Annotated in this window: 23 protein-coding genes and 2 pseudogenes; 7 read left to right on the forward strand and 18 right to left on the reverse strand. The window is 61.4% G+C overall.

Translation table 11 applies throughout. From position 1 onward, the window contains the following. The first annotated feature begins 237 nt into the window (after window positions 1-237). Window positions 238-1,161 (forward strand): metallophosphoesterase, encoded by a 924-nt coding sequence (locus tag AC0L2M_RS17785; RefSeq protein ID WP_473535486.1) that lies wholly within the window; start codon window positions 238-240, stop codon window positions 1,159-1,161. Window positions 1,162-1,306: 145 nt separating this feature from the next. On the opposite strand, the gene AC0L2M_RS17790 is transcribed toward AC0L2M_RS17785, so the two are convergent. From AC0L2M_RS17790 to AC0L2M_RS17805, 4 genes are all read right to left on the reverse strand, one after another. Continuing rightward, window positions 1,307-3,958 carry an adenylate/guanylate cyclase domain-containing protein gene (locus AC0L2M_RS17790; protein WP_473535487.1) on the reverse strand — a complete coding sequence of 884 codons (2,652 nt, stop codon included), beginning with the start codon at window positions 3,956-3,958 and terminating at the stop codon, window positions 1,307-1,309. Then, complete coding sequence (locus AC0L2M_RS17795) at window positions 3,943-5,127, reverse strand: TfuA-like protein (RefSeq protein ID WP_419697178.1); 1,185 nt, start codon at window positions 5,125-5,127, stop codon at window positions 3,943-3,945. Before AC0L2M_RS17795 ends, AC0L2M_RS17790 begins: the two co-directional genes overlap by 16 nt. After that, the gene (locus AC0L2M_RS17800; RefSeq protein WP_473535488.1) at window positions 5,127-6,269 is read right to left on the reverse strand and encodes a YcaO-like family protein; all 1,143 of its coding nucleotides are present in this window, start codon (window positions 6,267-6,269) and stop codon (window positions 5,127-5,129) included. The genes AC0L2M_RS17795 and AC0L2M_RS17800 overlap by 1 nt, the downstream gene beginning before the upstream one ends. A gap of 115 nt (window positions 6,270-6,384) precedes the next feature. Further along, window positions 6,385-6,594: a hypothetical protein gene (locus tag AC0L2M_RS17805; RefSeq protein ID WP_031255812.1), complete on the reverse strand. Its 210-nt coding sequence runs from the start codon at window positions 6,592-6,594 to the stop codon at window positions 6,385-6,387. 360 nt (window positions 6,595-6,954) lie between these two features. Between AC0L2M_RS17805 and AC0L2M_RS17810 the strand changes: the two genes are divergently transcribed. Next, on the forward strand, window positions 6,955-7,644 hold the full coding sequence (locus AC0L2M_RS17810) for an iron-containing redox enzyme family protein (RefSeq protein ID WP_473535489.1): 690 nt from the start codon (window positions 6,955-6,957) through the stop codon (window positions 7,642-7,644). A 245-nt stretch (window positions 7,645-7,889) separates the two neighbouring features. Here AC0L2M_RS17810 and AC0L2M_RS17815 read toward each other — a convergent pair whose 3' ends face one another. The 3 genes and pseudogenes from AC0L2M_RS17815 to AC0L2M_RS17825 all read right to left on the reverse strand — a co-directional run bounded on the left by AC0L2M_RS17815 (window position 7,890) and on the right by AC0L2M_RS17825 (window position 9,775). Then, the gene (locus tag AC0L2M_RS17815) at window positions 7,890-8,366 is read right to left on the reverse strand and encodes a ferredoxin reductase domain-containing protein (protein WP_473535490.1); all 477 of its coding nucleotides are present in this window, start codon (window positions 8,364-8,366) and stop codon (window positions 7,890-7,892) included. A gap of 242 nt (window positions 8,367-8,608) precedes the next feature. Beyond that, window positions 8,609-8,861: pseudogene (locus tag AC0L2M_RS17820) on the reverse strand (patatin-like phospholipase family protein); the annotation flags it as partial. Between the two features lie 14 nt (window positions 8,862-8,875). Continuing rightward, on the reverse strand, window positions 8,876-9,775 hold the full coding sequence (locus AC0L2M_RS17825) for an HNH endonuclease (protein WP_473535491.1): 900 nt from the start codon (window positions 9,773-9,775) through the stop codon (window positions 8,876-8,878). Between the two features lie 198 nt (window positions 9,776-9,973). Here AC0L2M_RS17825 and AC0L2M_RS17830 point away from each other — a divergent pair, with 198 nt between their 5' ends. Both AC0L2M_RS17830 and AC0L2M_RS17835 read left to right on the forward strand, forming a co-directional pair. Continuing rightward, window positions 9,974-10,624 carry a dihydrofolate reductase family protein gene (locus AC0L2M_RS17830; protein WP_473535492.1) on the forward strand — a complete coding sequence of 217 codons (651 nt, stop codon included), beginning with the start codon at window positions 9,974-9,976 and terminating at the stop codon, window positions 10,622-10,624. Between the two features lie 136 nt (window positions 10,625-10,760). Continuing rightward, window positions 10,761-10,866, forward strand: a pseudogene (locus tag AC0L2M_RS17835) (GntR family transcriptional regulator); the annotation flags it as partial. Between the two features lie 130 nt (window positions 10,867-10,996). Here AC0L2M_RS17835 and AC0L2M_RS17840 read toward each other — a convergent pair. The 7 genes from AC0L2M_RS17840 to AC0L2M_RS17870 form a co-directional block, all read right to left on the reverse strand. Continuing rightward, a complete protein-coding gene (locus AC0L2M_RS17840; RefSeq protein ID WP_027156099.1) occupies window positions 10,997-11,710 on the reverse strand; it encodes an ABC transporter ATP-binding protein in 714 nt (237 codons plus the stop codon). Then, the gene (locus tag AC0L2M_RS17845) at window positions 11,707-12,447 is read right to left on the reverse strand and encodes an ABC transporter ATP-binding protein (RefSeq protein ID WP_473480489.1); all 741 of its coding nucleotides are present in this window, start codon (window positions 12,445-12,447) and stop codon (window positions 11,707-11,709) included. The genes AC0L2M_RS17840 and AC0L2M_RS17845 overlap by 4 nt, the downstream gene beginning before the upstream one ends. A 2-nt stretch (window positions 12,448-12,449) precedes the next feature. Then, the gene (locus AC0L2M_RS17850; RefSeq protein ID WP_128248390.1) at window positions 12,450-13,436 is read right to left on the reverse strand and encodes a branched-chain amino acid ABC transporter permease; all 987 of its coding nucleotides are present in this window, start codon (window positions 13,434-13,436) and stop codon (window positions 12,450-12,452) included. Between the two features lie 13 nt (window positions 13,437-13,449). Next, window positions 13,450-14,322 (reverse strand): branched-chain amino acid ABC transporter permease, encoded by an 873-nt coding sequence (locus tag AC0L2M_RS17855; RefSeq protein ID WP_128176818.1) that lies wholly within the window; start codon window positions 14,320-14,322, stop codon window positions 13,450-13,452. Between the two features lie 181 nt (window positions 14,323-14,503). Further along, a complete protein-coding gene (locus tag AC0L2M_RS17860; protein ID WP_128248389.1) occupies window positions 14,504-15,775 on the reverse strand; it encodes an amino acid ABC transporter substrate-binding protein in 1,272 nt (423 codons plus the stop codon). 456 nt (window positions 15,776-16,231) lie between these two features. Then, window positions 16,232-17,590, reverse strand: coding sequence for a phosphatase PAP2 family protein (locus AC0L2M_RS17865; RefSeq protein ID WP_473535493.1), 1,359 nt, complete (start codon window positions 17,588-17,590; stop codon window positions 16,232-16,234). Window positions 17,591-17,988: 398 nt separating this feature from the next. Further along, complete coding sequence (locus AC0L2M_RS17870; protein ID WP_473535494.1) at window positions 17,989-18,897, reverse strand: LysR family transcriptional regulator; 909 nt, start codon at window positions 18,895-18,897, stop codon at window positions 17,989-17,991. Window positions 18,898-19,063: 166 nt separating this feature from the next. Between AC0L2M_RS17870 and AC0L2M_RS17875 the strand changes: the two genes are divergently transcribed. Beyond that, complete coding sequence (locus AC0L2M_RS17875) at window positions 19,064-19,960, forward strand: MBL fold metallo-hydrolase (protein ID WP_288142302.1); 897 nt, start codon at window positions 19,064-19,066, stop codon at window positions 19,958-19,960. Window positions 19,961-20,222: 262 nt separating this feature from the next. Next, window positions 20,223-21,368 (forward strand): CapA family protein, encoded by a 1,146-nt coding sequence (locus tag AC0L2M_RS17880; RefSeq protein ID WP_473535495.1) that lies wholly within the window; start codon window positions 20,223-20,225, stop codon window positions 21,366-21,368. Between the two features lie 32 nt (window positions 21,369-21,400). Here the strand turns inward: AC0L2M_RS17880 and AC0L2M_RS17885 are convergent, their stop codons facing one another. Next, window positions 21,401-21,826: a c-type cytochrome gene (locus AC0L2M_RS17885; RefSeq protein ID WP_023802275.1), complete on the reverse strand. Its 426-nt coding sequence runs from the start codon at window positions 21,824-21,826 to the stop codon at window positions 21,401-21,403. A gap of 65 nt (window positions 21,827-21,891) precedes the next feature. After that, complete coding sequence (locus AC0L2M_RS17890) at window positions 21,892-22,251, reverse strand: hypothetical protein (protein ID WP_023802274.1); 360 nt, start codon at window positions 22,249-22,251, stop codon at window positions 21,892-21,894. A 358-nt stretch (window positions 22,252-22,609) separates the two neighbouring features. Here AC0L2M_RS17890 and AC0L2M_RS17895 point away from each other — a divergent pair, with 358 nt between their 5' ends. Continuing rightward, the gene (locus AC0L2M_RS17895) at window positions 22,610-23,761 is read left to right on the forward strand and encodes a helix-turn-helix transcriptional regulator (protein WP_023802273.1); all 1,152 of its coding nucleotides are present in this window, start codon (window positions 22,610-22,612) and stop codon (window positions 23,759-23,761) included. Window positions 23,762-23,889: 128 nt separating this feature from the next. On the opposite strand, the gene AC0L2M_RS17900 is transcribed toward AC0L2M_RS17895, so the two are convergent. Next, entirely contained in the window at window positions 23,890-24,774 is an 885-nt protein-coding gene (locus AC0L2M_RS17900; RefSeq protein WP_023802272.1) for a patatin-like phospholipase family protein, read from the reverse strand. Window positions 24,775-24,794: 20 nt separating this feature from the next. After that, window positions 24,795-26,135 (reverse strand): M16 family metallopeptidase, encoded by a 1,341-nt coding sequence (locus tag AC0L2M_RS17905; RefSeq protein ID WP_473535543.1) that lies wholly within the window; start codon window positions 26,133-26,135, stop codon window positions 24,795-24,797. Window positions 26,136-26,331 lie beyond the last annotated feature (196 nt).

Raw genomic sequence — 26,331 nt, forward strand, 5'->3', positions numbered from 1 at the left:
ACAAATTCACGTCGCTTTCGCTTCAACCCAATGCGATTTAACTCGTAAGTCGGAACGATAAACAATGAACCAATGCCGCGACGGACATTATCCTCCATCCAGACGCGCGGTCGTGATGCAATTGCTCGGCCTTGGCGCAGCAGCCATGTTCCCCAATGCCTCGTTGGGCCAGGCTGAGCCACAACGGCCCGAACCGACGCAACATTCATCTTTACCAGTGACGTGCATGCCTGCCGCATGGCCAGCGGCCTGAACCCCAATTGCGCGAATGAGGGCAAGCCGACGCAAGCCTCCTCCGTCACATCGCTCGCCATCAATCGCATTTCCGGCGAGAGTTGGCCAAGCCGAATTGACGGGGCCGCGACGCGACTTGCGGGTGCGGGGCACAAGATCGCGGAGCCGCTCGGCGTGATCATCGGCGGCGACATGACCGATGACGGGGGCGGTCAGGTCGCGACGCCCGGCGAGGGATCACAGCTTCGCCAGTTCAGCCAGCGCCACCAGGAGGGTATCGGTCCCGATCGTATCCCTTTTCCGGTTTACACCGGTCTTGGAAATCACGACCTAGATCAAGACGGTCCACCGCCTCATGTCGATTGGTATCGGCGAGAACTGCGGGATTATGTCGAACTCAATCACCGCACGACGGTATTTTTCAAGCCGCCAGTACCGGTGTTAAATTACGATGTAGCGTCCGACAGTTACTCGTGGGACTGGGGCGGACTCCATCTTGTCCAGGCGCACCGCTTCGCGGGTGACACCACGAAAGGCGCAATCAGCGGGCTGCCCTGGCTCAAGAACGACCTCGCCACCTACGCTGCCGATGGCAGGCCAGTCGTGCTGTTCCAACATTACGGCTGGGACCAATTCTCGACGGAACGATGGGATCCCGTCAGGCGGACTTTCGACGACGACGGGTCCGGCACGCCTCACTGGTGGAGCGATGCAGAGCGCCAGGCGCTGCAGTCGCTTCTCGCGAAATACAATGTCATCGGCATTTTCCACGGCCATCAGCACGAAACCGCCATGGTCTATCGGCACAGCGGATTGGATCTCTTCAAGCCGAAAGCCGCGTTCATGGGCGGCTTTGCCGTGGTGCATGTCACGGACGACTATTTGGACGTGGTATTCGCCGAGGCGTCGGCGGCGATGGCGAGGTGAAGTTTACTAACGCCTTCAGCAAACGCCTCGGGTAGCCCTGTCCTAACGCGCTGTTCTGCTTGCAGACTGTCGTCTTGCGAGCGCGCCGTGCCTTGGGACCGATCACGCGGGCCAACCCGCCCGAGATCAGCGTGTTCGAGGCCGACTAGCTGCACGACCGGGCGAGAGCTAGAACATCCTCCCACGAAGCGCTCGACCCCTTCGAAACACAGGATGCAAATTGCTCTTCACCAAGTGTTTCGCGGGTCACCGATATAATCTTCTGAAAATCGGCGTTGTCGGTCGGCTCGAACTGGGCTCCAAATCGCGTTAAACGCGCCTGGATGGCACCGATGGTCCAGGCAGCTTCCTTGGCGGCTCCCTTTGCCAGGAATACCCCGCTGACAGCGGCAGTCGCCAGGTTGACAACCACCGGGTAGTCATACCTCTCGCTGATGGCCAAGGCGTCGCGGGCCAACCTGGCTGCCTCTTTCCAGTCTCCTTGGTGCAGCCTGAAATGAGCCAGGTTCTGCAACAAATGACCTGGCCAGTAGGTATCCCCGAGACCTTCCAGCAGGGAAAGAGCTTCCTGATAGTATTTCTCGGCCGTCTTCTCGTCGCCTTCTGAACGGGCCCCTTCGCCGAAAGCGATCAACGCCACCACGGCCCCGTAGTCGTCGCCCAGGGCCCTGAAGAGTTCCAGCGACCCGCTTATCAGTTCGAGACCGGTTTCCAGATCTTCTCCCAACGTCACCTTGGCAATGCCCAAAATAATGCCGGAACTCGCTGCACCGGCTTGATTGCCAAGCTCCAGACAGAGCCTATGGCTTTCATTGGACAATTCGTGAGCCCTTGCAGGATCGCCCGACATGTAGCTGATCCAACCTGCTGCATCCAATATCTCGGCGAGCGGACCTGCCTCTCCTACGTGCCGAGCCTGCGCGACAGCTGCTTTCGACCACCGCTTCGCTTCAGAGAATTGGCCACGGGAGATCCAGAACCACTTCAGCGCGCAAAATAGCTTGGCCGTCCCGTCCGCGTCTGACTGCTTCATCAGCCATTCAAGAGCAGCTCTTATGTTGCCGGTCTCCTGGAAAAGCCGTTCGACGCAATCCCGTTGATTGTGCCGCATCACGTTCGGAGCATCGTCCGCGACGAGGGCGGCAAAGTAGCGGGCATGCTGCGCCTGACAATCCTGCAACGAACCCGACTGGCTCAGGCCTTGGCTGGCGTACTCTCGAATGGTGTCGAGCAAGTGGAGCCTTGGCTTCCCGAGCGTCACATTCTGATACACGAGGCTCTTTGTTAGAAGCGACTCCAAGTGTTCGACGGCCTCATCACCGTTGCACCATGGAGCCATCACGTATTCTGCCGCCGCCACGTCAAACCCACCCACAAAGACAGACAGCTTCCGGAACGCCTCGCGCTGGTCCTGCGTCAGAAGATCCTCACTCCATTGAATGGCCGCCCGCAAGGTGCGGTGGCGTGGGTCGACATCTCTCACCTTGTGCTTGAGGCTGTGCAGACCTCTGACAAGCCGCCGCGAGAGTGCGGCCGGATCCAGCACGCGTATGTGCGAAGCAGCGAGCTCGATCGCCAAGGGCAAACCGTCGAGGCGCCGACAGATTTGAACAATCTCACGGGCAACGTCGGGCGTTAGCCTAAACTCTGGACGTTCTCGCTGGGCCAGGTCGACGAAGAGCCGTACACAGGGGTTCTGCGAAACCTCGCCGAAAGGGGCCCTTCCATCGGGGAGAGGCAGCGGTCCCACGACAACTTCCGTCTCACCTCGAACGCCCAAGGTCTCCCGGCTGGTGACAATGAAAGCAAGATGGGGACATTCCTTCATCAACGACGTCACGGTCGGGGCACCGGCAATGACGTGCTCGAACGTGTCAAGAATCAACAACAAGTGCGCATCGCCGATCGAGTTGCGCAGGGACTCGATCGCAGAAAGTCCAGCTACTTCCTGTATGCCTAACGTCTGGCATATCGCAGACGGAATCAAATCTGCACTGTGGATGTTGCCGAGCTGGGCAAAGAATACGCCACGAGCGAAGGATTGTATCAGTGACCTGCCAACCACGAGCGAAAGAGACGTCTTTCCAGAACCGCCCGTGCCGGTGAGTGTGACCAATCTGCGCCCGCTTTCGAGGATAAGTCGCCGGACCTTCTCGACGTCCGCGTCCCTTCCGAAGAATGCCTCCGGCTCGAGAGCGAGATTCGTCCTGTTTGCACCCATCGACGAGATGGGCGCAAAATCGCTGGGCAGTCCTGGAACCACCAGGTCGAACAGCGCTTCCGGATAGCGCAGATCTTTCAGGCGGTGGAAGCCAAGGTCGCGGATGTGCATGCCCGGCTGAATTGCACTTTGAGAGATATCATCACGGACGGCATGCGAAATCACAATCTGCCCACCGTGCGCAACTGCACTTATTCGAGCCGCGCGATGTACTTCTATGCCCACGACCGCGGATTCATGCCGCTGCACCTTGCCAGCGTGCAAACCCATTCGCACTTTGGGCTCGCACCCCTTAGCCCATTTTTCCTTGCTGATTGCAATTTGGGCGTCGATCGCTGCCCGAACCCCCAGGTCCGCGCCGGGGAACAGCGCGAAGATGGAATCTCCGGCAACCCCGACTTCCTCTCCTCCATGCGACTCGATGGCGTTTCGGAGCAGCTCACGGTGCCGCGACAACATCAATGGATAGACATCGGCATATCTGTCAACGAGCCCTGTCGACCCCTCGATATCCGTGAACAGCATGCAGACGCTTTCACTCTGCAAGCCGTCGCTGCTGGTTAGTTGCGTTCCCATTGTGGTTGGTGTTCCATAGGTTCCTGAGCACTTGCAGGCGGAAAGAGGATGCGTCTCAAGCTTTTCGTCAGGGCGTGCAGGTCCCGCTGCTTCGCCAAGTCCGGCGTCGACAATCTCCCACTGGTCGCCAGCTCGTTCCAACACGAGACTTGGTGGGCGCACGCAAGTTCCAGCTCGGCGTCTTGAAGGTCGCTCGCCTCAGGTGAAATCCCGAGTCGCCGTGCCTCCCTCACCGCTCGATTGAATACGTTGAACCCTGTAAGAGCGGCGTCGAAGTCGAAGGAAGTGCTGATCGCGGCCCAGAGCGTATTTGCCTGCTCGACCGTCAGCTTGCTGGTGATTTCTTGTGTTGAAAGTCCATGCAGATGCATGCGGTGAATGTATCCGGAAACCACGATCCACGCCACCAGATCATCTCGAATTGCATCTATTTTGGTGCCGTCGAGCGGGTCAGGCCCACGCTCGCGCCCTTCGTCCAACAATCCGAACAGTCCAGGCCCATATTTTGGCGGCTGTGGTCGCAAAGCCCCCGTCCGCAACCATTTTTCGAGCCTGCGAAACGCCAGCTTCGCGTCCTGCCGCTTTGCGTCGGCCCCCTTGAGAAACTCTTGCGTCGCCATGGGAGGTATGACCCCGGCATCCTTGAACGCCGCGCTCCATGTGCGATGAGAGTAATGCGTTGATTTGGCAGCTGCAACGATGGAAACACCGTCGGCTGCCGTCATCACGCCAAGGTTCACGGCTCGGCGCAATGCAACACGGATATTGATGAGCGGGTCTGTCAGCGACGGATAGGGCCTATCCTCCCTGAACGTGACGGCGACTTCATCCTCGGAGGATATCGCGCGCCGCCGGTATAGGCGGTAGACGATGCCAATCCCCAGCGCGCCAGCCGGGTAACAGTCTGCGGAACGCAGCGCGCCCATGCTCGAAGCTCCGATGACGACAGCTCCGTCTTTGATGACATCAATGACCTCGCGCGGGGGAACAGCGAGTGAGCCGCCAAAGACACCATCGATTATGAGAAAAATGGAATGCTTGAGGATACGGTAGCGATAGAGGTCACCGCGCCGGCAGGGCCGCGCCACCAGGGCATCGGGCAGAACCGAGAGAACATCCGATCGCGGCGCCGTTGGCCCAATGAAAACGATCGGCGGCAGCTCATGCATCACAAGAGGTGTCTCGCACATCTCCAGCCGACGCGATGGCGGTCCGCGACGAAGGCGGAGAGGCCAGGCACCCTGACCCTCACGACTGCAATGCCTAGATCGTCGCGTTTCATGTCCACGGCGATTGCTTGCCGGATGCCCACCGATCCCAGCCGATCGAGAATATAGTCAGTTTCGGATTCCAGATCGTCGAACGCCCTGCTTCGAAGCGCTGAGAACGGGACCATCGGCGCCTTGCAGAGCAGATGCCGTCTTGCCGAGAGCGTGAACGGCCGAGCCGTGGCGGACAGGCCGTTGAAAGTGTCTCTTGCGCCCTGAATGACGCCAACACGCGACTGGAATGCTTCGGTAACCGCTCGCCGAAGGGCCGTTTCTGTAACTGGGTCGGCTCCCCAGCCACCGAAGACATGCGTGATCGGGCCATGCTCGGTCAGGAAGGCGCGATCGACCAGCATGCAGCCGACAACCGGGATTTCCAGATCGCTGGTCAGGTCCTCAAGAACGACATCCATGCCGGCTTCGGTCGCGGACAAGACGAAGCGCTTACAGGACTCTGGAATCGAGTCCGGATCGATCCTCGCCTTGTGGGGTGGCACGCGCCCGTCATCCCCGAACAGATCGAAGAACTGATGCTGGCTCACAGCGTCTCGCTCTATCACTTCCAGGAGCGCATGGCGCAGCGCCTCCGAATAGGTAGCGGCTGCGGCCAGTCCGTTCGTATCGACATGATCCAATATTCCCTGCTTGGGCGGCGTCCTAGCGAGGTCGGCCGCGATCCAGATCGGCCGGGAACCGTATAGATCCCAGGCCTCGACCCATTCGAACTCCAGGTTCGCTTGGTAAGCGGTCCGCGGCGGCAAATCGAAATCCAGAGGATCAGCGACGTTGACACCGGATGCGCGAAGCTGCTCGAAGCTCGCACAGCGGGAGGGAGCAGCAATCCGCTCGGCCGCGACCCTTTCTACCGCCTCCATGATCGCGCTGATCCGCGCCGATCGCCGGTCCGGCCCCTTCCCCAAATGGGTCGTCAAGTCGCTTGCGAGCGGCGAAATCGCCGCGAACACCGGCGCGCCCACGCAGTCAAGGGGCGTGATATCCGCCAAGCGTGTTATTGGCAATCGGTCCAGTATCCCTTCAACCAACTCTTCAACGAAGCCAAGGTCGCAAACTCTTCCGCTTTGTGGCGAGAGTTTCCCGAAAGTCTCTGCCTTCGCGGCGGGCCAGGTGCTAAGCCGGGACGTCAGTGCCTCAGCCTTCTTACAAGCCGCAAACTGCGAAATGGTAATCTTTGTTGTGTAAGGTGAGATGAGACCCGGTGCTTTCCGCGATCTTTTTAAGAACCGTTATTTCATCAGGACTCAAGTTCGAAATCACATCGTGAACATTCGGCGGCAACATGTTCTCTTGGATGTCGGGGATTACCCCGCTGTCTTTCAAGCTTTGGAAATTCTTTGCAAAATCCGGCATCGGTTCCCCCTGAATCTCGCGATCTGGAAACAGTCTGTGAAGCAGCAATGCGAAGATATCGAGCGCTATTGTAATTGGTCTCCTGGAACTGTCCAGTCATTATTAGCAGGTCATAATACACCTGAATTGCCTGAGCGCTGCGGAGGATTCTCGTTCAGGGGCAGGTGTCGTCGTGGCCGACAGTAGTGACGCTGATGACGTCCGAAGTGACGAGTTGAATGTGCACGCGAGTTCCAGCAGAATGGGTCACATCTCAGAACGCCAAGGCGAATCGGAGGGAGTTTGCCGGGAGTTCGACGGCTTGGCCCCCTCGGCTCATGAGCGCTCAGCTCGTTATGTCCTCTCATGAAGGTTGTAGGTATGTCCATCGCCAACAGTGAAAGCGTCAGGACCAAAGTCGCTCTCTGTATCGGCCCGCTCGAGGCTGCGTTCGAGAAGCTGTGGGGCCACGATCCGCTGGAACAGGTCGTCCCACCCTACCTTGTCTTGCTTCACCAGCTGATGCGGGCCTCAGTCCCGTTGATGGGCCGTGGGGCTGAAGTCTGTGAAAAGCTGGCGGCAACGGATCCTTTGGCGAGAAGGTTGGGTGCTTATTATCTCGGCCATATCGAAGATGAGCGGGACCACGATGCTTGGGCGCTCGAGGATCTTGCTTCAGCAGGTTACGATGTGGACTGTGCGCTTTCGATTGTGCCCTCGCCCCAGTTGGCCAATCTCGTTGGCTCGCAATATTACTGGCTGAACCATCACCACCCGATCATGCTGATGGGATACATCACAGTTCTCGAAGCATTTCCTCCTTCCAAGCAGCGTGTCGATGAAATCCGAGATCGGTCGGGCGTTCCTGAAGCGGCATTCAGGACATTGAGAATTCATGGAGAGCTTGATCCGACACATAGTGCCGAGATCGACGACACATTGAATGAACTCCCGCTGGGCAAAACCCATCTCGAAATGATTGGCGTGAGCGTCCTTCATACTTGCGAGTGGCTCTCCAGGAGCGTCCAATCCTTGAGACCCGTCGAGTCTTTGGCGAGAAGGGTTCGCTGACATACAGCAACCGCGTTCGACAGATCGCATAGCCGACCTGCTCGTTCGCTGTGTGCAAGGTGTAGCCAGCTCACCGTCTGCACAATTTGGTGATGTAGAGGTGACAATTGTGCGCCGCATCGAGCAGGATCTCTCCGGGCGCACAAAGATGCTCCACGCCAGACCTGGCGAAGCGGACGCGCGTTGGGCCAGCGACAGCCGATTGCGGAGGCATGGAATTGCCCACCGCGCCCCCGAAACTTTCCTCATGATACTGCGAGAGTGCGTGCCGATCTCCGCGAAGCAGGCCCGAACCGTCTGCATAAACGGCTCGGGGCCGCAAACGTAAGACGTGCGTGGTGAAGGTCCGGAACCAGCCGCAAGAGCATGGGGCCGTCGATCCGACCCTTAGGGCCCTGCCACGCCGAACCTTCCTGGCTGCAGATGAAACTTACATCGACATTGGAGAATCGCGCGGCGAGCGCCTCCAACTCGGAGCGGAAGGCGATGTCGTCCGCCGTCCGAGCGCAGTGAATGAAACGGATGTCATGGCCAGATGCCCGGTCGGTTAGCGCCCGCAGCATCGACATAACGGGAGTGATGCCGCTGCCGCCCGAAAGGAAAAGCGGCTTCTCGCATGGTAGATCGTCGAAGTTGAAACCTCCGACAGGCCCTTCTATTTCAATGTCGTGGCCTGCCCGGAGATTATCGTGGAGCCAGTTTGAAACGAGGCCGCCCTTCACTCGCGTCGACGCGTGGGAGGATCACCCAAGCTTGGTAGCAACGGCTGGCTTCGGTAGCTCCAGCCGTAGCTCGAATGTCTGCAACGGAGAAGCCTGATCAACGTCCGGAATTGGCGCAACTACGATGTCCAGAGTAATCGCCGGCAACGTCTGCTATCGGGCAACAGCAAAGATCACCTCAATGGCCGACATTGGGCGCGTTGCTGCCATTCGCAACGCCGAGAATGAAGGTCTCGAACGGGTCAAAAGCGACAGTTCCAACTCTCCCCTTCGCGAGGCGCACCCCTGCACCGACCACCTTCCCGCTTTAGCTCGTCCATAATGTCAGCCGTTTCGGCCAGCAAGGCATCGATCTTCATGAAATGGAGCAAGCGGTATTTCGACACCGCCGGGCGGATCAAGATGATCGAGCTGACACTGCCTCACCTTGTTGGCAATGATCGACCGCATCATCAGTTGCGCGGCGCCGAACATCGGGTCGACTGAGGTCGGGTGTCCGGCGACGCGCCTCACTGCTTGAAGCAGTGGTCGCGGTGCCATTGCAGGAAATGAGCATGCGGGCGTTCAAACTGTCGGCGAGGCGGAAGCGCGCGACGGGCCTTGTTTATGAATGCCTGCACGCTGTCGAGGTCGTTGACCTGTCGCGAGATCAGAATTTCCAAGTCATCGGATAGGCTGATCAATCCGCGATCGAACATCCAGTGTGCTGTACCAGACAGTGCGATCCCATTGTTGATGACATCCGGGCCGTTCGCTTCGACCGGTCGAATATGGGCGGCGGAAACTTCGGCCCGGCCGCCGCCATTGATCAACTTCAGTCCCGTGATCGCGCACCGCTTATCATAGGCGCGCAAGACGATGCGACGAAAAATGCGATCCCGCACAATTCGCGATTCGATGTAGCTTACGCGATCACGGCTCTGCTCGAATTCGAATGGCGCCTGCTCATCCTGAAAGCCAGCAGATGTACCGGTCTCATCAACGCGCGGTAGCAACAACTCATTCGTCTCCAGGCCCAAATCGATAATGCGGTTGAAGTCGCTTGGACTGATCGGCCGGACGGCCGATTGGGCGCGACCGGAAATCCGCTCTTGGTCGTTGAGCAAGCCTCGTTCAACGAGACCGTCAGTTCCGTTGAACGGGACAGGATTGACGAAATCGAGATAGGTTCCGGGCTCAATCAGAGCGAGATACATATCAGGCGTCACAGGATCGGGAATGACCTGTTGGACTTTGGCTACCGCGTAATAGCCACGGGTATCGGTTACCTTGCTAGGCTCGTAGTAAATGATCCAGTCACCCACGCATGCTTCGACACGACGTAGATACGGGCGAGGAAACTGGTATTGCTCTGCGGGGCGGTCGTTGTAGATCGAATCTGGGCGGTGAATGAAGACCCCGAATCCCATGAGCTTCCTGCAATGCGTTCTTTGGGAATATCTGCGTCAGATGTAACACCAATCCGATCTTGGGAACTTAGTCCAGGTCGGAGAAGCTTTTCCCCATGGTATCGGTCCTTTGGAGGCGAATAGGGAAAGCCCCTAACAAGCGACCGCGCTATTTTCACGGAACGTGTCGCGAAAGGCCTGTGACAGAAGGAGAGCGCCATGCGAAAACTCATCGTCACCGAATTCATCAGCGTCGATGGCATCGCCGAGGTCGAGAGGCTGCCTGGCGTGACCTGGAACGATGAAATGCAAAGGTTCAAGGAGGATGAGCTTGCCGACAGCGGCGCCATGCTTTTGGGGCGCACGACCTATGAGATTTTTGCCGGCTCATGGCCCAAGGAAACCGGAGATTTCGCCGACCGGTTCAACGCGCTGCCGAAATATGTCGCGTCGACGAGCTTGAAGGCGCTCGACTGGAAACCGGCCGAGCTGCTGAAGGGCGCATTGCCGCAAGCGGTCAGGCAACTGAAGCAAGGCAGCGGCGGCAACATCTATGTGCATGGCAGCCTCAGCGTCGCGCAGGAATTGCTGCGCCATAACCTGGTCGACCGCGTCAGGTTGCTCAGCTACCCCCAGCGCCGTCGGCCAGGGCAAGCCGCTGTTCCCGTCCGGCGAGCAGGTGCCGCTCGAGCTGATCTCGGCCACGCAATTCAGCAACGGCGTGGTGGCGCTCGAGTATGCGGCTGTGGTTGCGAAGTCGTGATGAGCGAGCGCCGATGTCGGCCAATCTCCCCACTCGTGGGGAACTCGTGGGGGAGATGCCCGGCAGGGCAGAGGGGGCGCGAAAGAACGCAAGCATTTGAGTTTTAGCTGCCGTAACGGCGCAGTTGCGATTTAGGTTGGCGGGACAGAGCCCCCTCTGGCCTGCCGGCCATCTCCCCCACAAGGGGGAGATCGGCAGCTTCAGCCTACGACGCGCTACTGGACGGCTCGCTGAAGCCCGGCGGAGCGCGAGCTTTCGCTGCGGCTAGGCGTGTCGCGACCGCTACTGCGAGAGGCGCTGCGCTCGCTTGCCATGCTCGGCTTTCCTGGACCTCCGCCACGGCAGGGGCCGCCGCCGTCGCGCTCGCGCGCGCCATCAGGGCCTGCCACAGCCTCGGTAGGCTACCGCGAGACTGTGACAGCGGCTCGGTTGGACAATTCACGACACAGTTTGCAGTACCTATAAAGTGCCAAGCGGCATCAGGCGCCGCCCATATAGATGTCCATGATCTGTCGGTCGTTGCGGACATCTCCGGGCGTGCCTTCGAAGCGCTTTTCTCCGGCGGCCAGGATATAGAGCCGGTCGGCGATCGGCATGGCCTCGCGAATATTCTGCTCGACCATGAGAATGCCGATGCCACGCGCGGTCAGCACCTTGATGCGCTCCAGCGTCTCGCTCACCATGGCCGGCGAAAGGCCGGCGGACGGTTCGTCGAGCAGAATGAAACGCGGTTCCGACACCAGCGCGCGCGCCAGCGCCAGCATCGCCTGTTCGCCGCCTGAAAGGGCTCCGGCCGTGGTCTTGCGCCGCCGCGCCAGCGATGGATATTGGTCGACCAGAGCCTCGATGCGCCTGTCCACCAGCTTCCGGTCGGCAATGGCGTAGCCGCCCATGCGCAGATTTTCCATCACCGTCAGCCGTGGAAACACGCCGCCGCCCTGCGGCATCAGCACCAGGCCCTGGCGCACGACTTCATGAACCGGCAAATTGCCGATCGTTTCGCCGCCAAGCCCGATTGTGCCGCCCCATACCGGCAGCGCGCCGGCGATCGCTTTCAGCAAGGTCGACTTCCCGCAGCCATTGGGGCCGAAGATGCAGGTGATCTTGCCGGCTTCCGCGACAAGGGAGACGCCATGGACGATCTCCTGCTTGCCGTAGCCCGCAACGACGCTGTCTGCGACCAACGTGCTCATTGCGGACGCCCTAGATAGGTCTGCATGACTTCGGAATTTTGCACGATGTCCTCGAACGCGCCGCTGGTCACCACCCGCCCTGAATCCATGACGATGATGCGGTCGCAGACATTGCGCACCATTTCCATGTCATGCTCGATGACGAAGAAGCTGGTTCCCTGCTCGCGCAGCCTGGCGATCGCTTCCAGGATGATCTTGCGGATGTTGGGGTGGACGCCGGCCGTCACCTCGTCGAGCAGGATGAGGGACGCCTGGCGCATGATCACGCGGCCGAATTCGAGCAGTTTCTGCTGGCCGCCGGACAAGTCGGACGCGCGGTTGTTGGCGACCGGTTCGAGATGCAACAGCGCCAGCGTCTCGTCCGCCCGCTGGTGCGCGCCATGCCAATTACCCTCAGCAGCCGCGGCCAGAAGGTTCCCACTGACTGTCATGTTCTCGAACAACGCCGGGATCTGAAAGGTGCGCGCGAGACCGAGGCGGGCTATCGTATAGGCCTTTTTGCCACCGATCTCATGGCCGTCGAACAGGATCTGCCCGCGATCGGGCGTCTCCATGCCGGCCACGAGGTTGAACAGGGTCGATTTGCCCGAGCCGTTGGGGCCGATGAGGCCGGCGATCTCGCCGCGTCCGACCTCCAGGTCGACGCCGGCGGCTGCCTGGATGCCGCCGAAATGCTTGTGCACGTCGCGAACGAAGAGGATGGGCTGGTCGCCTGGCGCGGGCGCTTGCGCCGTCATGCTCACGAGCGTCCTCCCTGGCGGGAGCCGAGCAGGCGTCCGAGCACCGTGTCGAGCACGCTGCCTGATTTCCCGCTTCGCCGCGCAAACAGGCCGACGATGCCGTTGGGCAGGAACAGCACCACCAGGATGATGGCGGCGCCGAGAATGGCGATATAGAAGGCGGTATCGCCATAGTACATCCAGATAAGCCGGTTGACGAAGAACAGCGCGACGCCGCCGATGGCCGGCCCCCACAGGCTGCCGAGCCCGCCGAGCAGGACCATGACGACCATCTGGTCGGTGATGTCGCCGCCGAACACGCTCTTTGGATTGATGAAGGTCACCCAGTAGGCGAAAATACTGCCGAACACGGAGGCGACGACGGCGCTGAGCATGAAGGTCTGCAACTTGACCAGCGAGGTGTTGATGCCCATGGCTTCGGCCGCCGGTTCGTGATCCCGTAAGGCCTTGACCTTCAAGCCGAAGCGGGAGCGCTCGAACAGCGACCAGGTGAGGAAATAGGTCAGGACGGCGGCCGCGAACATGGCGAAGTAGAAGAAGCGCTCGTTGAGGAAGGGAGGCAGGCCGATACCGCCGGTTCCGCCGGTGAAATCGACGACGGTGGCGAACTGCATGAGCACTTCGGCGAAGGCCCAGGTGGCGATGGCGAAATAAGCGCCGCGCAGCCGCAATGTCGGCGCGCCGATGACGACCGCAAACAGGGCTGTGACGATCATGCCGATGGGAATGGTTGCGAGGAACGGCACAGCGAAATCCGCGCCCATCAGGATGGCGGTGGCGTAGGCGCCGATGCCGAAGAAGGCCGAATGGCCGAAATTGATGTAGCCGGCATAGCCGCCTAGCATGTTCCAGGAACAGGCGAGCCCCGCCCACATCAGCGCGCCGGTGGCGATGCGCAGCCAGTAATTGTTGACCAGCACCGGCAGCAACGCCAGCACGACGAGGATGACGACGAGGAGAAGCGGGCCGGCCCAACGATTTTTCATGATCTGGGCCATCTCACAGTCCGCGCCGCAGGATGCCGCGCGGGGAAATCAACAGGACAAGGAAGAGCGTTGCGAAGATCGCGAGATGCGAGTAGCTGGCTCCGCCATAAGTCGCGACAAAGGCTTCGATGACGCCCAGAAGCAGGGCCGCCACAAGCGCGCCGCCCAGCGAGCCCAGCCCTGCCAGCACGGCGACGAAGAAGGCGAACAGCGTATAGCGCAGGCCGATCTCCGGATTGACCGAATAGATGCCTCCCATCAGAACGCCCGACATCGCCGTGATCCCCGCGTAGAGCCCGTAAACATTGGCGCTGAGACGCCGGATGTTGACCCCCATCAAGGCGGCGTTCTGGCGATTTTCGGCCGTCGCCCGGATCGCCAGCCCGTAGCGCGTGCGAAAGAGAAAGAAAAACAGCCCGCCGGCGATGAGTACCGCGAACGCCGCCGCCGCCACCCGGATCAGGGGCACCGTGACCGGGCCGATCATGATGCTGTGACCGCTAAGCGCCGTCGGCACGCTATGCGTATTGAAACCCCAGACGGTCAGCATTCCGCCGCGCAGCAAGGTGAAGATGCCGAAGGTCAGCGCAAGCGCCATCAGTTCGGGTCGCGCCGTGCGGCTGTTTCGAACATTGTAGATCATCGGCCCCATGAGATAGCCGATCGCGCCGAACAGGACGAAGGCCATCGGCATGGCGAGGAACCCGTCTATGCCGAGAAAGGCCGCCATGTAATAGGCGAAGTAGCCGCCGAGCACGACCCATGCCCCGACCGCAAAGTCGATGACATGGAGCACGCCGAAGGTCAGTTGGAAGGCGATCGAAAACGTGGCGATGACACCGCCTATCAGTAGGCCGTTGAGCAGGGTTTGAAGAAAAAGATCCAATGGCAAACCTGTCCGTCAGTCCAAAAAGTCCGCAACATGCTTTTGGCGCGAGTGTGAATAGACGCCCGCAGTATAAAGCCCAACCTACATCCTGGCCTTTGGAAGAGCCGGCCGTCATCATGCTGCCCGCTGGCGTAGCAGGCGACGGCGAATAGCGACTCCGCCCGGCCTCAAATCGCGATTATTTCCAGGCCGGCAACGGGTAGATGAACTCGGCCGCGGCCGCTTCCTTCGGGCCGACAGCGACGGTCTTTCCATCCTGGATCTGGATCATGACCGGCACCGGCTGGATGTTGTCGTGATAGTGGTCGCCTTCCTTCTCGAACTTGATCGGTCCGTAGAAAGTCGTGATGTCGGTGCCGGCGATGGCGTCCTTGAGGGCGACGCGGTCCTCGGGGGTGAGCGAAGGCTTCTTGCCCAGTCGCTTGGCGGCGTCGGCGAAGACGAGGCCGCTGGCCGAGCAGGCGGCTTCCGTGTAGTCGGGCTCATGGCCGAACTTTGCCTGGGCCCGCGCGACATAGTCCTGTGCGGTGCCGAACAGGTCGTCCTTGTAGGGTACCGTAGGCAGCCATACGGCGACGCCGGAGGTGCCGTTCGCATCGGCGCCGAGCGCTTCGGCGAAGGCCGGATTGGTCACGCCGTAATGCATGATCAAGGCCTTCGGCCGATAATTCAGCGATTTCGACGTCTTGATCACATTTATCAGCGGCTCTTCATGCCCGCCCACCGCGACGATGTCAGGGTTGAGGGCGGCGATTTTGGACATTACGGGGGTGAGATCGCCGGAAGCTGGAACGAGCTCGTAGGCGACGACTTCGAGCCCCGCTTCCTTGGCGCCGCGCTGGAAGCCTTCGCCGGTCTCCTTCGAAAAGGGTTCGTTGACGCCGATCACCGCGATCGTCTTCGCCTTCGGGTTTGACAGCGCCACCAGCACGCCCAGCGACTGGCCGGATGTCGTGTCGACGGAAGGGATGATGCCGAAATTGAATTCGGGCTTGGCCAACCAGACATTGGGCGACTCGGCCGAGCCCGAAATCATCGGCACCTGGTATTTCTGGCAGATCGGCTGAACGGCGATTGTCGAGCCACTGGTGTAGGGGCCGAGCAGGAAATCAACCTCGTTCTGCACGATCAGCCGTTCGGCGGCGTCGGCGCCGGTGGCCGGATTGCTCTGGTCGTCGCCATAGAACATCTCGACCATGAAACGCTCGCCGCCGACCTCGACGCCGCCCTTCTCGTTGGCCGCTTCGGCCCAGAGATCGTAACCGTTCTTGGTCAAATTGCCGCCCGAAATATTCTCGCCCGACAGAGACGTGATGACGCCGGCCTTGAAAGTCGCCGCCTGGGCGCGCGCGGTCCGCACGAACGGCATCGAAATCGTGCCGCTGGCAAGCGCCAGGGCGCTGCCGCCGAGAAACGTGCGTCGAGAAAAGCTTACGTCCTTCTTTGGCATGATGGTCCTCCCGCATTCGTTCCTAAAGTTGCAGGATATGTCCGCACACCGCACAAATCTACTGGAAACGCTCGCTGCAGCTCTCTGAAAATCCATAGTTGCAGCGCACCACAGCACTTCGTGCTGGTCGTCCATGTGGCGACCCGCGCGCAGAAGCCATGTTCGGCCCTCCCTTTCCAATGCCGCTGAGCTTTTCGCCCGTCCGGTCATGGATTTCCGTGACCTCCGGCGTCAGAGTGTCATTGCAAATCAGCCATCTCGTACAGCGGCCGGATTTCGATCTTGCTCGGTCCCGGCATGTGATTGGGGCAGCGCTTCACCCAGGCGACCGCCTCGTCCATGTCCTTAAAATCCCAGAGTCAGAAGCCGGCGACAACTCGCGGGTCTCGGCCAACTGCCGTCTCAACCATTTGCGAATAGCACCCATGGCATCAAAAGGGGGCCTCCTTCCTTCCGCTAGTCCGCCCCGTCGGTTTTTGCCCGCTCGATAAATTTCCCCGCGACCGCTTTGCCGAGCGCGGCGCCGGCCCGGTTGTCCATCTCATAGTGGATGCCTGCCCAGACGCGGGAATCACCCGCCTCTTTGCCAGCCGCGCGGATGAACTCCGCATGGCCGGGAAACAGGTACGCCAGGACCTCGCATCGGGCAGTCGAGAGCGTGGAATGGTTCGACGGATAACTGGGATGAGCTGGCACCGCGAACAGGGGAGTGATGCTCGCGTCAAGCATGTTGGGCCGCAGATACCAATAGGCGTACTTCCCGTCGTTGCTTGCAATAAAGGCGTCGTAATAGACCGTTGCGAGCATAGCGTAAGCCCGCGCGGCACGCGGCGGGTTCGTATCCGTCTTGTCCTCGAACATCCACTTGCTGGCATAGTCATACCAGTCAGTGAACAGGCCGGATGGGCTTTGCCAGTAGAACGCTTTGTAGCTGTTAGGGAATTTTCTCTCAGACTGTCGGATTGCATCCATCTCGGCCTTTACGGCCGGGGACTGGCAGTCGGGCGGCGCCGGCGGCCTGAATTCATCGGGTGCAGCCAGCACGATCGGCTTCCAGTTTGGCATGGTTACATTGGCGGGTTTGTTCCCGACCCACATGCACGCCCCGGTCGGAACAGTGCCGCTCCACGCTGCATCGGAGCCATCGGCCTTTGCCCGCGCAATCACCTGCTCTGCGACCCTCTGCCCCAACTCCAGGCCGGCGGAAGAATCGCTTGGGAACTGGACACCGGCAAGGACACGCGACTGTGCCGCTTCTTCGGCCATTGCCTTGAACGACAATGTCTCTTCGGGAAAGAAATAAGAAAGAACGGTCGCGGCAGCTCCGGCGGCTGCGGCATGCTCGGATGGATAGGAGGGACTCCGCGGCGGCGGCAGCGCAGTCGCCAGTGTCGCATCCGCCTCGCTCGGGCGCGGCCGATTGTAGAAGTACTTCGCGTCCCAGGCAGCAATGGTGGCGTCGTACATCGCCATCGTCAAATAGGAGTAGACGCGGTGCGCATTTGGAATCTGCTGGTTTTCGAGAAGGCGATTGTTGACCAGATCGATCCATCGGTACCCAGGCGAGCCGGCGTCCCAGAAGGTGATTTTGTCGGCGGCAGCCGGATCCTTTTGCGCCAAGAGATCCCGCATCTGTGCCAATTCGGCTGCTGCGGCGGAGGCGTCAGGCGGCGGCGGGACTCGGAAGTCCTCGCCAGACGTGATTACCCACGTCTTCCACGTTCCAGCCTCTGGTTCTATCAAATCCGATTGGGCGAAAGCGCAGTTCCCTGAAAAAAGGATTACTGCGCAGGCCTTGCCAAAACCGCTAAGCATGCGAGCCTCCCATAGGTTGCCCCCGCCCAAAGACGGAGGGTTTTCCGTTTTCAAGCTTTTATTTTAGGAAAATCTAATTATACCGCGAGACGCTGCCGACTAAAAGGATAAAAGCTAGAGCCCGGCAGCATTGTGAAAGGGCACGTCCGAGGGCAAACTGTCTTCCTGATTTGCACCCACGTCCTACCCTGCCGGCCACATTGACTGGCACTTTGACCAAGGCGCAAGTCAGCACCGAGATCGTGTTCACGAAGTCAGCGTTCAAGCTGCAGTAGGGCAAACTATGATGGGCTGGGAACTTGCGCGGTTACGCTATGCAATCGACTGATAGGTTGGCGGGACAGCGCCCCCCTCTGGCCTGCCGGCCATCTCCCCCACAAGGGGGGAGATCGGCAGCTTCAGCCTCGGCGCCCCTGCCCGCCTGACGCCACGTTCTGCTCAGCCGCAACAAGGATCTCGACAAACCTGGTCACCTTGGGCGGCCGGAACCTCGCGGCGGGGTAGACTGTGTAGATGCCTCCGGAGGGCAGCTGCCACTCGGGCAGGACCTGGACGAGCCGGCCCGTGGCCAACTCATCCCGCACCAAAAAATCCGGCAGCACCGACAGGCCGGCACCGGCGCGGACGGCCGCCAGCACTGCCGGCGTCGCGTCGATGGCGATCGTTGCCTGCATGCGCACGGTCTGCTCGGCGTCGCCGCGCGAAAATTGCCATAGCAGCGGTTCGCGCAGCGCCATGTTGGCGACGAAGGGCAGCCCGGCCAGGTCTTGCGGTTCGCCGGCCTGGAAGCGCCCGGCGAACCCGGCGCCGCACACCATGAATTGCCTAAATGTGCCGATGCGTCGTGCCTGCAGGCTGGAATCGGCCAGCCAGCCGACGCGGATCGCCACGTCCATTCCACCGGACGCCAGGTCGATAGTGTCGTCGCCCAGCGTCAGCTCGACCCGGCAGGCGGCATAGCGGGTGCTGAATGCGGCGACCACCGGCACCACCGCCGAGGTGCCGTAATCGTTGGGCGCCGCGATGCGCAGCGTGCCGGTCGGCTCGGCGGCCGCCTGCGCGAGCTCGTCGAAGGCATCCTCGGCCTGCTGCAGAACCTGCAGGCAGCGGGCATGGAATGTCCGGCCGGCCTCGGTCGGATGGACGCGCCGCGTCGTGCGGATCAGCAGCGTCGTTCCGACATCACGCTCCAGCCGCGCCACCTGCTGGCTGACGACCGCCTTGGTTATGCCCAGCCGCTCGGCGGCCCGCGTGAACGAGCCGGCATCGACCACCGCGGCGAAATAGGCCAGCCGGTTCAGGTTCATGCGTGGTTCATGGCAGGGGCGATCCTATTGTCAGGCAATGGCATACATTACGTCTATTTTGTTGGCCTTCAATACGCATTCCGTCTTTGCCATCTTCCGGACATCGAGGCTGCGTGGGGGAGAAGCGCCCGCCTCGCCCGAATTCCGCATCTCCCAGGAGAGATCCATGTTCACACGGAGAGCCATCATGAAAACCACCCTCGCCGCCGGCGCCGCTGCGGTCTTCGCTCCCGCCGGGCTTGGCCATGCCGCCGCAGGGCTGTCCTGGAAGCATTTTCCGGCCGGCGAAAACGGCTTCTTTCGCGCCCCCGTGCTGATCACCGGCGCCTCCGAGGCGCTGCTGATCGACGGCGGTTTCACCTATTCCGACGGCCAGGCCGTGGCCGACGCGATCAAGGCGACCGGCAAGACGCTCACCACCATCTATGTCAGCCAGTCCGACCCGGACTATTATTTCGGCCTCAAGCCGATCAAGCAGGGTTTTCCGCAGGCACGGGTGATCGCCGCTGCCGAGACGGTGGCCTCCATCAATGGCAGCGTCGACAAGAAAATCGCCGTCTGGGGGCCGCAGCTCAAGGAGAATGGCCCACAGGCGCTCGCCGATGTTGTCATCCCCGAAGTCTTCGACGGCAAGACGCTCACCGTCGATGGCGAGACCATCGAGATCGTCGACGCCGAAGGCCTTGCCAACCGGCGCTATCTCTCGGTGCCGTCGCTGAATGCCGTGTTCGGCGGGGTGATGATTTTTTCGGGCGTGCATGTCTGGACCGCTGACACGTCGAGCAAGGAACAGCGCGCCGCCTGGCTCGCCAATCTCGAAAAGATCGCGGCCAGCAAGCCTGAAATCGTCGTGCCCGGCCACATGACGCCGGAGGCCGCCACCGACCTTTCGGGCGTCGAGCACACCAAAACCTATCTCATCGCCTTCGAGGAAGAACTGGCCAAGGCCAAGGACGCGGCCGCGCTCAAGACCGCCATGGAAGCCCGCTTCCCCGGCCTCGGCATGGGGGTCGCGCTCGACATCGGCTCCAAGGTCGCCACCGGCGAGATGAAGTGGGGTTGAGAGCGCCTCGATCTGATCCGCACTATTTACGAAGGATTATCATCGGAGGAGAATGGCGGCAAATTGTCGACGTCGCGCTGCCCCTCATCCGCCTGCCGGCACCTTCTCCCCGTATAGGGACGGGAAAAGAAGCCCCCCGCCCCCAGGTGCTCTTGGTTCCCAGATGCCGGAGCGATGCGCGCGGCGCGCGATGCGATCCGCGCAAATTGGCTGGGAACCCCTTGGGGTCACCGGGTGTTGGCACGCAGGAGATTCGACAGCGATGCCGCAGATCGCGAACAACGCCGCCGCAGGATCTGAACGGTCCGTCCGAAGCAGCGCAAAACTGTTCCTATGCGGCGACGTGATGCTCGGGCGCGGCATCGACCAGATCCTCGCCAGTCCCGGCGATCCGCACCTTGGCGAGCGCTATGTCAAAACGGCAACGACCTATGTCGAGCTTGCCGAACGCATCAATGGACCGATCCCGAGAAAGGTCGACGACAAGTATGTCTGGGGCGATGCGCTTAGCGAATTGGATCGTGAAGCGCCCGATGCGCGGATCATCAATCTCGAGACCAGCATCACCACCAGCCTGTCCTTGGCGCCGAAGGGGATCAATTACAAGATGAACCCGGCAAACATCGGCTGCCTGGCGGCGGCACGGATAGACTGCTGCGTGCTCGCCAACAACCATGTGCTCGACTGGGATGAGCCTGGCCTCGTCGAGACCCTCGATACGGTGCGACTTGCCGGCCTCGCCCATGCCGGGGCCGGGCTTGACGCGGACGAGGCGGCGGCGCCTGCCGTCATTGAACCGGCCGGCGGGGGCCGCGTGCTCGTCTTCGGCTTCGCGCTGCAGTCGAGCGGCGTTCCAGCTTCATGGGCAGCCGGAGCTTACAAGCCAGGCGTCAATTTGCTGGCGGATCTCTCGGAGCTCAAGCAGATCGCCCGATCCGTGCAGGCCATAAAACAGCCTGGCGACCTCGCGGTGGCCTCGATCCACTGGGGCGGCAACTGGGGCTACCAAGTCCCGGCGGAAGAACGCGCGCTTGCCCATGCTCTCATCGATGTTGCAGGTTTCGATGTCGTGCATGGGCACTCCTCCCATCATCCCAAGCCGATCGAAATCCATCACGGCCGGCTGATCTTCTACGGATGCGGCGACTTCCTCACCGACTATGAGGGAATCACCGGCAACGAAACGTTTCGTGGTGAGCTTGCGCTGATGTACCTGCCGCGGCTCGCCATACCGGACGGTACGCTTGTTTCGCTCGAGCTGGTGCCGTTCCAGCTCGCCAGGTTCCAGCTAAACCGCGCCCTGCGCGAAGATGCCGCCTGGCTCGCAGCCATGCTTGAGCGCGAGTGCTCATTTTTCGGCACGCATGTGGCGCTCGGCGACGACAATCGTCTCACCGTCGTCTGGTGAAGCCGGCAACCTGCGATCAGCAGCCAGCCGCTCTAGCGTTCAAGCCGCTCAGGCCGTCCTCGGCCAAGCGCACCGTCGGCGCGGGCCTGCAGGTAGGCGTAGATGTCGTCGATGTAAGGAGCGACGTTGGGGTCGTCGGCGAAGCCCTTCATCACCGAAGGGCCGCTGCGCACACCGTCGCGAACGTTGCGCCGAAAGACCTCGAGATCGGGCAGCCGGTCGACAAGGGCCGAGGCGAAGGTCGAGCCCATGCCGTCGGGACCATGGCAGTGATTGCAGCTGCCATGATAGCGACGGAAGCCGTTATAGGTCCGCGCATCGACCTTGCCGCCGACAATTTCGTAGAACTTGCCCGGGGCCAGCTCAGCCTGGGCGCCGAAGCCGGCGCCGACGGTAAAGACGACAACACACAGGACGAGCCATGCAGACGTCGTCTGTCGCCGACGTTGCAGGCTCATCCGGCGCCGCCGCAAGGCACCCGCCTCTGAATCACCAACCTTGGATCGCCTCACTCGACCTTGGATCAGTCAACGGCGAGCTTCGGGGAAGATACCACGATTCCGTCTATAGCCTGCGGACTGACGACGAGCTTGCCGCCGACACGCGATATCTCGATGATCTGGTCCGACTCTCCCAGCTTGCCCGGCACGGAGACCGCGACTATCTGGTTCTCGGTCAGTGTCGCCACGAAACGCACGGGCAAGCCAGCCTCGCCCTGCGCGATCGTGGTGACCACCCGATAGCCGTCCTCCTGCGGCGTGTAATAGACGACACCAAGGAAACCGGCGAGATCGATGCTTTCGGCCTTCATGGCTCCAAGCTCGCCGGCATGCGCGGGCATCGCCGCGATGCAAAGTGCTGCAAAAGCAATGTACTTGTACATAATGCTGCTCCATTCCGAATTGTCCGGGTCGAGCCCGGCTCAAGGTTTCAGCAATAGACGGTCGCGCCGTGATAATCGGCGCACGCAGGCAGAATTCTGGATTAGTCCCCCCGGCTGCATCACAGTGGCGAAGGTCCGCGAGCCGAGAACGCGCTGAACCCACTGGTTGTCACAGTTAAGTGTGACCTTATCTTCTGGGGCGAGAGTATTTCACCGCCCGGGTGCTTGCGCATCCCCTGTTTGGGGGAGATAATCGGAATTTAAGCGATCGCTAAAGTTGGAGAAGCGAGAGCACCTGTGAGAGGGCGCGGCTTTCCGCCCGCATCGGACGCGCTGTCGACATGCGAGGGGGCCGTCGATGGCCAAGGCATTGTCGCATCATGAGCTGTCGAAGCTGATCGGCTCGATCTACGATTGCGCACTCGACCCGGAGCGATGGGAGCACGCGCTTGCCGGAATCAGGGATGCGCTCGACGCCCAGACTGCGGTCCTGCAGCTTGACGACCTCGCCAACGACCGGCTGCTGATCTACAGGACCGTGGGCATAGAGCCGTACTGGCTGGAGCAACAGGCGAAATATATCCCCGAGATCCACGCCCGGCTGCTCGAGGATCTCTCGACATGGCCTTCGCTCGATATGCCGCATGTGGTCTCACGCCATATCCCTCAAACCTACCTGGAGACCTCCCGGTATTTTCAGGAGTGCCTGAAGCCGCAAGGCCTGGTCGACGTCATGTCGTTCTTCCTGATCCACACCCCTACCCGCCTTGCCGGCTTCGCCGTTGCTCGGCATAAGCGGCAAGGCATTATCACCGAGCGCGAAATCAAGCTTGGCAGACTGTTGCAGCCGCATGTGCGCCGTTCGGTGATAATCAGCAACATGCTGGACATCGGCACTGTCGAGCGCGCAGGAATGGCCGAGGCACTCGATGCGCTCACATGCGCCGTGGTCCTCACCAATGAACGTGGCGCCGTCCTGCACGCCAACCGCTCGGCCAAGCACATGCTGCGGAGCGGCGGCCCGATCCAGGATGTCCGGGGCATTCTGCAAGCGAAGATCCCGTCGGCTTCCAGGGAACTTCACAGCGCCATCATGCTTGCGGCTCAGGATGAGGTCAGCATCGGCAAGACAGGGCTTGCCGTCCTCCTCAGCGAATCCGGCCTGCCGCCCGTCTTCGCCCGCGTGCTGCCGATGGCCGGCGGCGACCTGCGCGCCGACATGGAACCCGCGGCGGTAGCCGCGGTGTTCATCGGCAATGCACCGGACGAGCATGACGCCGCCGGAATGCTGGCGAGAGCCTTTGGGCTTACGCTGGCCGAAACCCGCGTGCTCGCCAGCCTTGTCGCCGGGCACACCTTGGCCGAGACCGCCGCCAGCCTTCACATTGCCAACGCGACCGCCAAGACGCATCTCGACAATATCTTCCAGAAGACCGGCGCCTCCCGCCAGGCCGATCTGATGCGCCTCGTCATGCAGATCGTTCCGCCCGCCTGGCAGCCTGGTCCCTGAACCACACTCGTTCACCGCTTTGGATACAGGTATCCAACGCCGCGGATGGTCTTGATCAGTTCCGGCTTGGCAGTCAGTGCGTTTCTAATGTTCAGCGCTTGCGCTTGTTTCGATGAGGCAACCGAGCATCAGGCTTTCCGCGCCACGCCCCCCACCTGCTTGGTGCGCCTGCTCGTGTCGACCTTGGCCCGCATCTCCACCGCCTTCTCGATCTCCCGCTTCAGCTCGTCTTTGATATCAGCCGTTTCGGCCATCAAGGCGTCGATTTTCATGAAATCGAGCACGCGGTATTTCGACACCGCCGGCCTGACCAGTATGTCCGGCTGGCATTGCCTCAGCTTGGCGGCGATGATCGACTGCATCATCAATTGCGTGGCACCGAACATCAGGTCGACGGAGGTCGGGTATTTGCGCCCGCCTTTGGCCGGCGCGCCAACGACGTCGACGGCGATGATGATGTCGGCGTCGTCCTCGATCAGGTCGAACGGCACCGGATTGTAGATGCCGCCGTCGATCAGCAGCCTGCCGTCGCGCATCACCGGGCGAAATACCGCGGGAATAGCCGCCGAGGCGGCAAGCGCTGAATGCAGGTCGCCGTCGCTCAGCACGGCGAGCTTATGGCCGAAGAAATCCGTGGCCGTCACCTTCAGCGGTATTTTCAGATCGGCGAAGCTTTCGGGTATGGCGTCGGGCATGAATGCCTTGAGGATGCGCTCGACATTGAACTGGGTGACACCCAGCCCGCCCTGCAGCGCCTCGGCAAAGGTGCCTGGCCGCGCCCGCCACATGCGCGCCGCCACCTCGGCGCGGCGGCCGAGGATCGAGCGCATGTAGTGGTGAATGTCGCTGCCGGCCATGCCCGAAGCCATGCCGGCGCCCATGATGGCGCCGATCGATGAGCCTGATATGGCGACCGGCCTTATACCCAGCTCGTCCAGCACCTCGATGACATGGATATGCGCCAGCCCGCGCGCGCCGCCGCCGCCGAAGGCGATGCCGAAGCTCGGGCTCATCCCCTGCCCCCCATTTGGGCTCATTCCTCCTTGGCCTCGCCGTGCTTCGGCCCGACGACCATGATGGCCGGCTCGGCGGAAAGCAGCTTTTTCGCCGCCGCCTTGACCTGATCCAGCGTCACCGCGTCGATGAGGGCGGCGCGGCGCTGCATATAGTCGCTGCCGAGCTTGTCGAGCTGCAGCTCGAGCAGCGTCGCGGCGATGGCGCCGGAGGAGTTCAGATTGTTGATGGCGTAGGCGCCGATCAAGTATTTCTTGGTCGCCGCCAGTTCCGCTTCGGTCGGCCCTTCCTGGGCCATGCGCTTCACCACCTCGCGCACCACAGCCAAAGTCTCGGCCGCCCGGTCCGCGCGGGTCGCCGTGGTGATGGCCAGGGCGTCGGCGTGCTGGTGGTCGACCAGGTCGGAACTGACGCTGTAGGCCAGGCCGCGTTTTTCACGCACCTCTTCGAACAGCCGCGAGGTGAAGGCGCTGCCGCCGAGGATCGCGTTCATCAGAACCGCGGCGAAGAAATCCGGCGCACTCCGCTCGACGCCGGGATAGGCGAGTTGCAGCGACGTCTGGGGCTGGTCGTAATTGACCTCGAGCTGCTGGTTGAGTTTCGGATCGACATCGGCGACGGGCGCGAGCGCCTGATGCTGCGGCAGGCCGCCGAAGACCATATCGAGCTTTTTCTTCAACGTCTCGGCATCGATGGCACCGACCACCGCCACATGCAGGCCATCACGAGCGAAATTCGCCTTGTGAAAGGCGATGAGATTGTCCGGCGTGATGGTGGCGATGCTTTGCCTGGTGCCCTCTTCGGGCCGCGCATAGGGATGGGTGCCGTATAGTGCCTCCAGCCATTTGCGCTGGGCGAGTGTGTCCGGGTCAAGCTCGTTGGCGATGATGCCGGACAGCACTTGCGCGCGAATGCGGTCGATTGGCGCCTGGTCGAAACGCGGCTCGGTGACCGCCAGCCGCAACAGGTCGAACGCCGCGTCGCGCTGCTCGGCAAGCATGCGCATCGAGCCATAGATGCCGTCGCGCGCCGCTTCGAAGCTCATCTCGGCGCCGACGTCGTCGAGCTTGATCTGGAAGGACTCGCTGTCGAGATTGCCGGCGCCCTCGTCGAACAGGCCGCTCATCAGATTGGCAAGGCCCACCTTTCCAGCGGGATCCTGCGTCGTGCCGCCGTCGAAGGCGAAGCGGATGGCGACGAGCGGCACGGAATAGTCCTCCACCAGCCAGGCGGTGATGCCCTTTGACGACGTCACCTCCTGGATGCTCATGGCCGCACGAGCGGAAAGCGCCGGCAGGACGAGGAAGACGAGGGAGAGGAGCAGGGTGACTAAAGGGATGGCAATACGCTTCGGCGCAATCGCTTCGGATAAATGGTAGCTTCCGACTGATTTTCGAGACGAATAGCTGTCGGAGTCAGCGCCGCCCCTCATCGCCCTGCCGGGCACTTCTCCCCGTATAGTGACGGGGAGAAGGGGCTGGCCGCAATGCCCGCGCCCTTCTTCCGAACGCTGGTGATTGGCGAAACCGTCGATGACAGCGCCCCTCTCCCCGTCA

It is taken from the genome of Mesorhizobium sp. WSM4806, assembly GCF_055811635.1.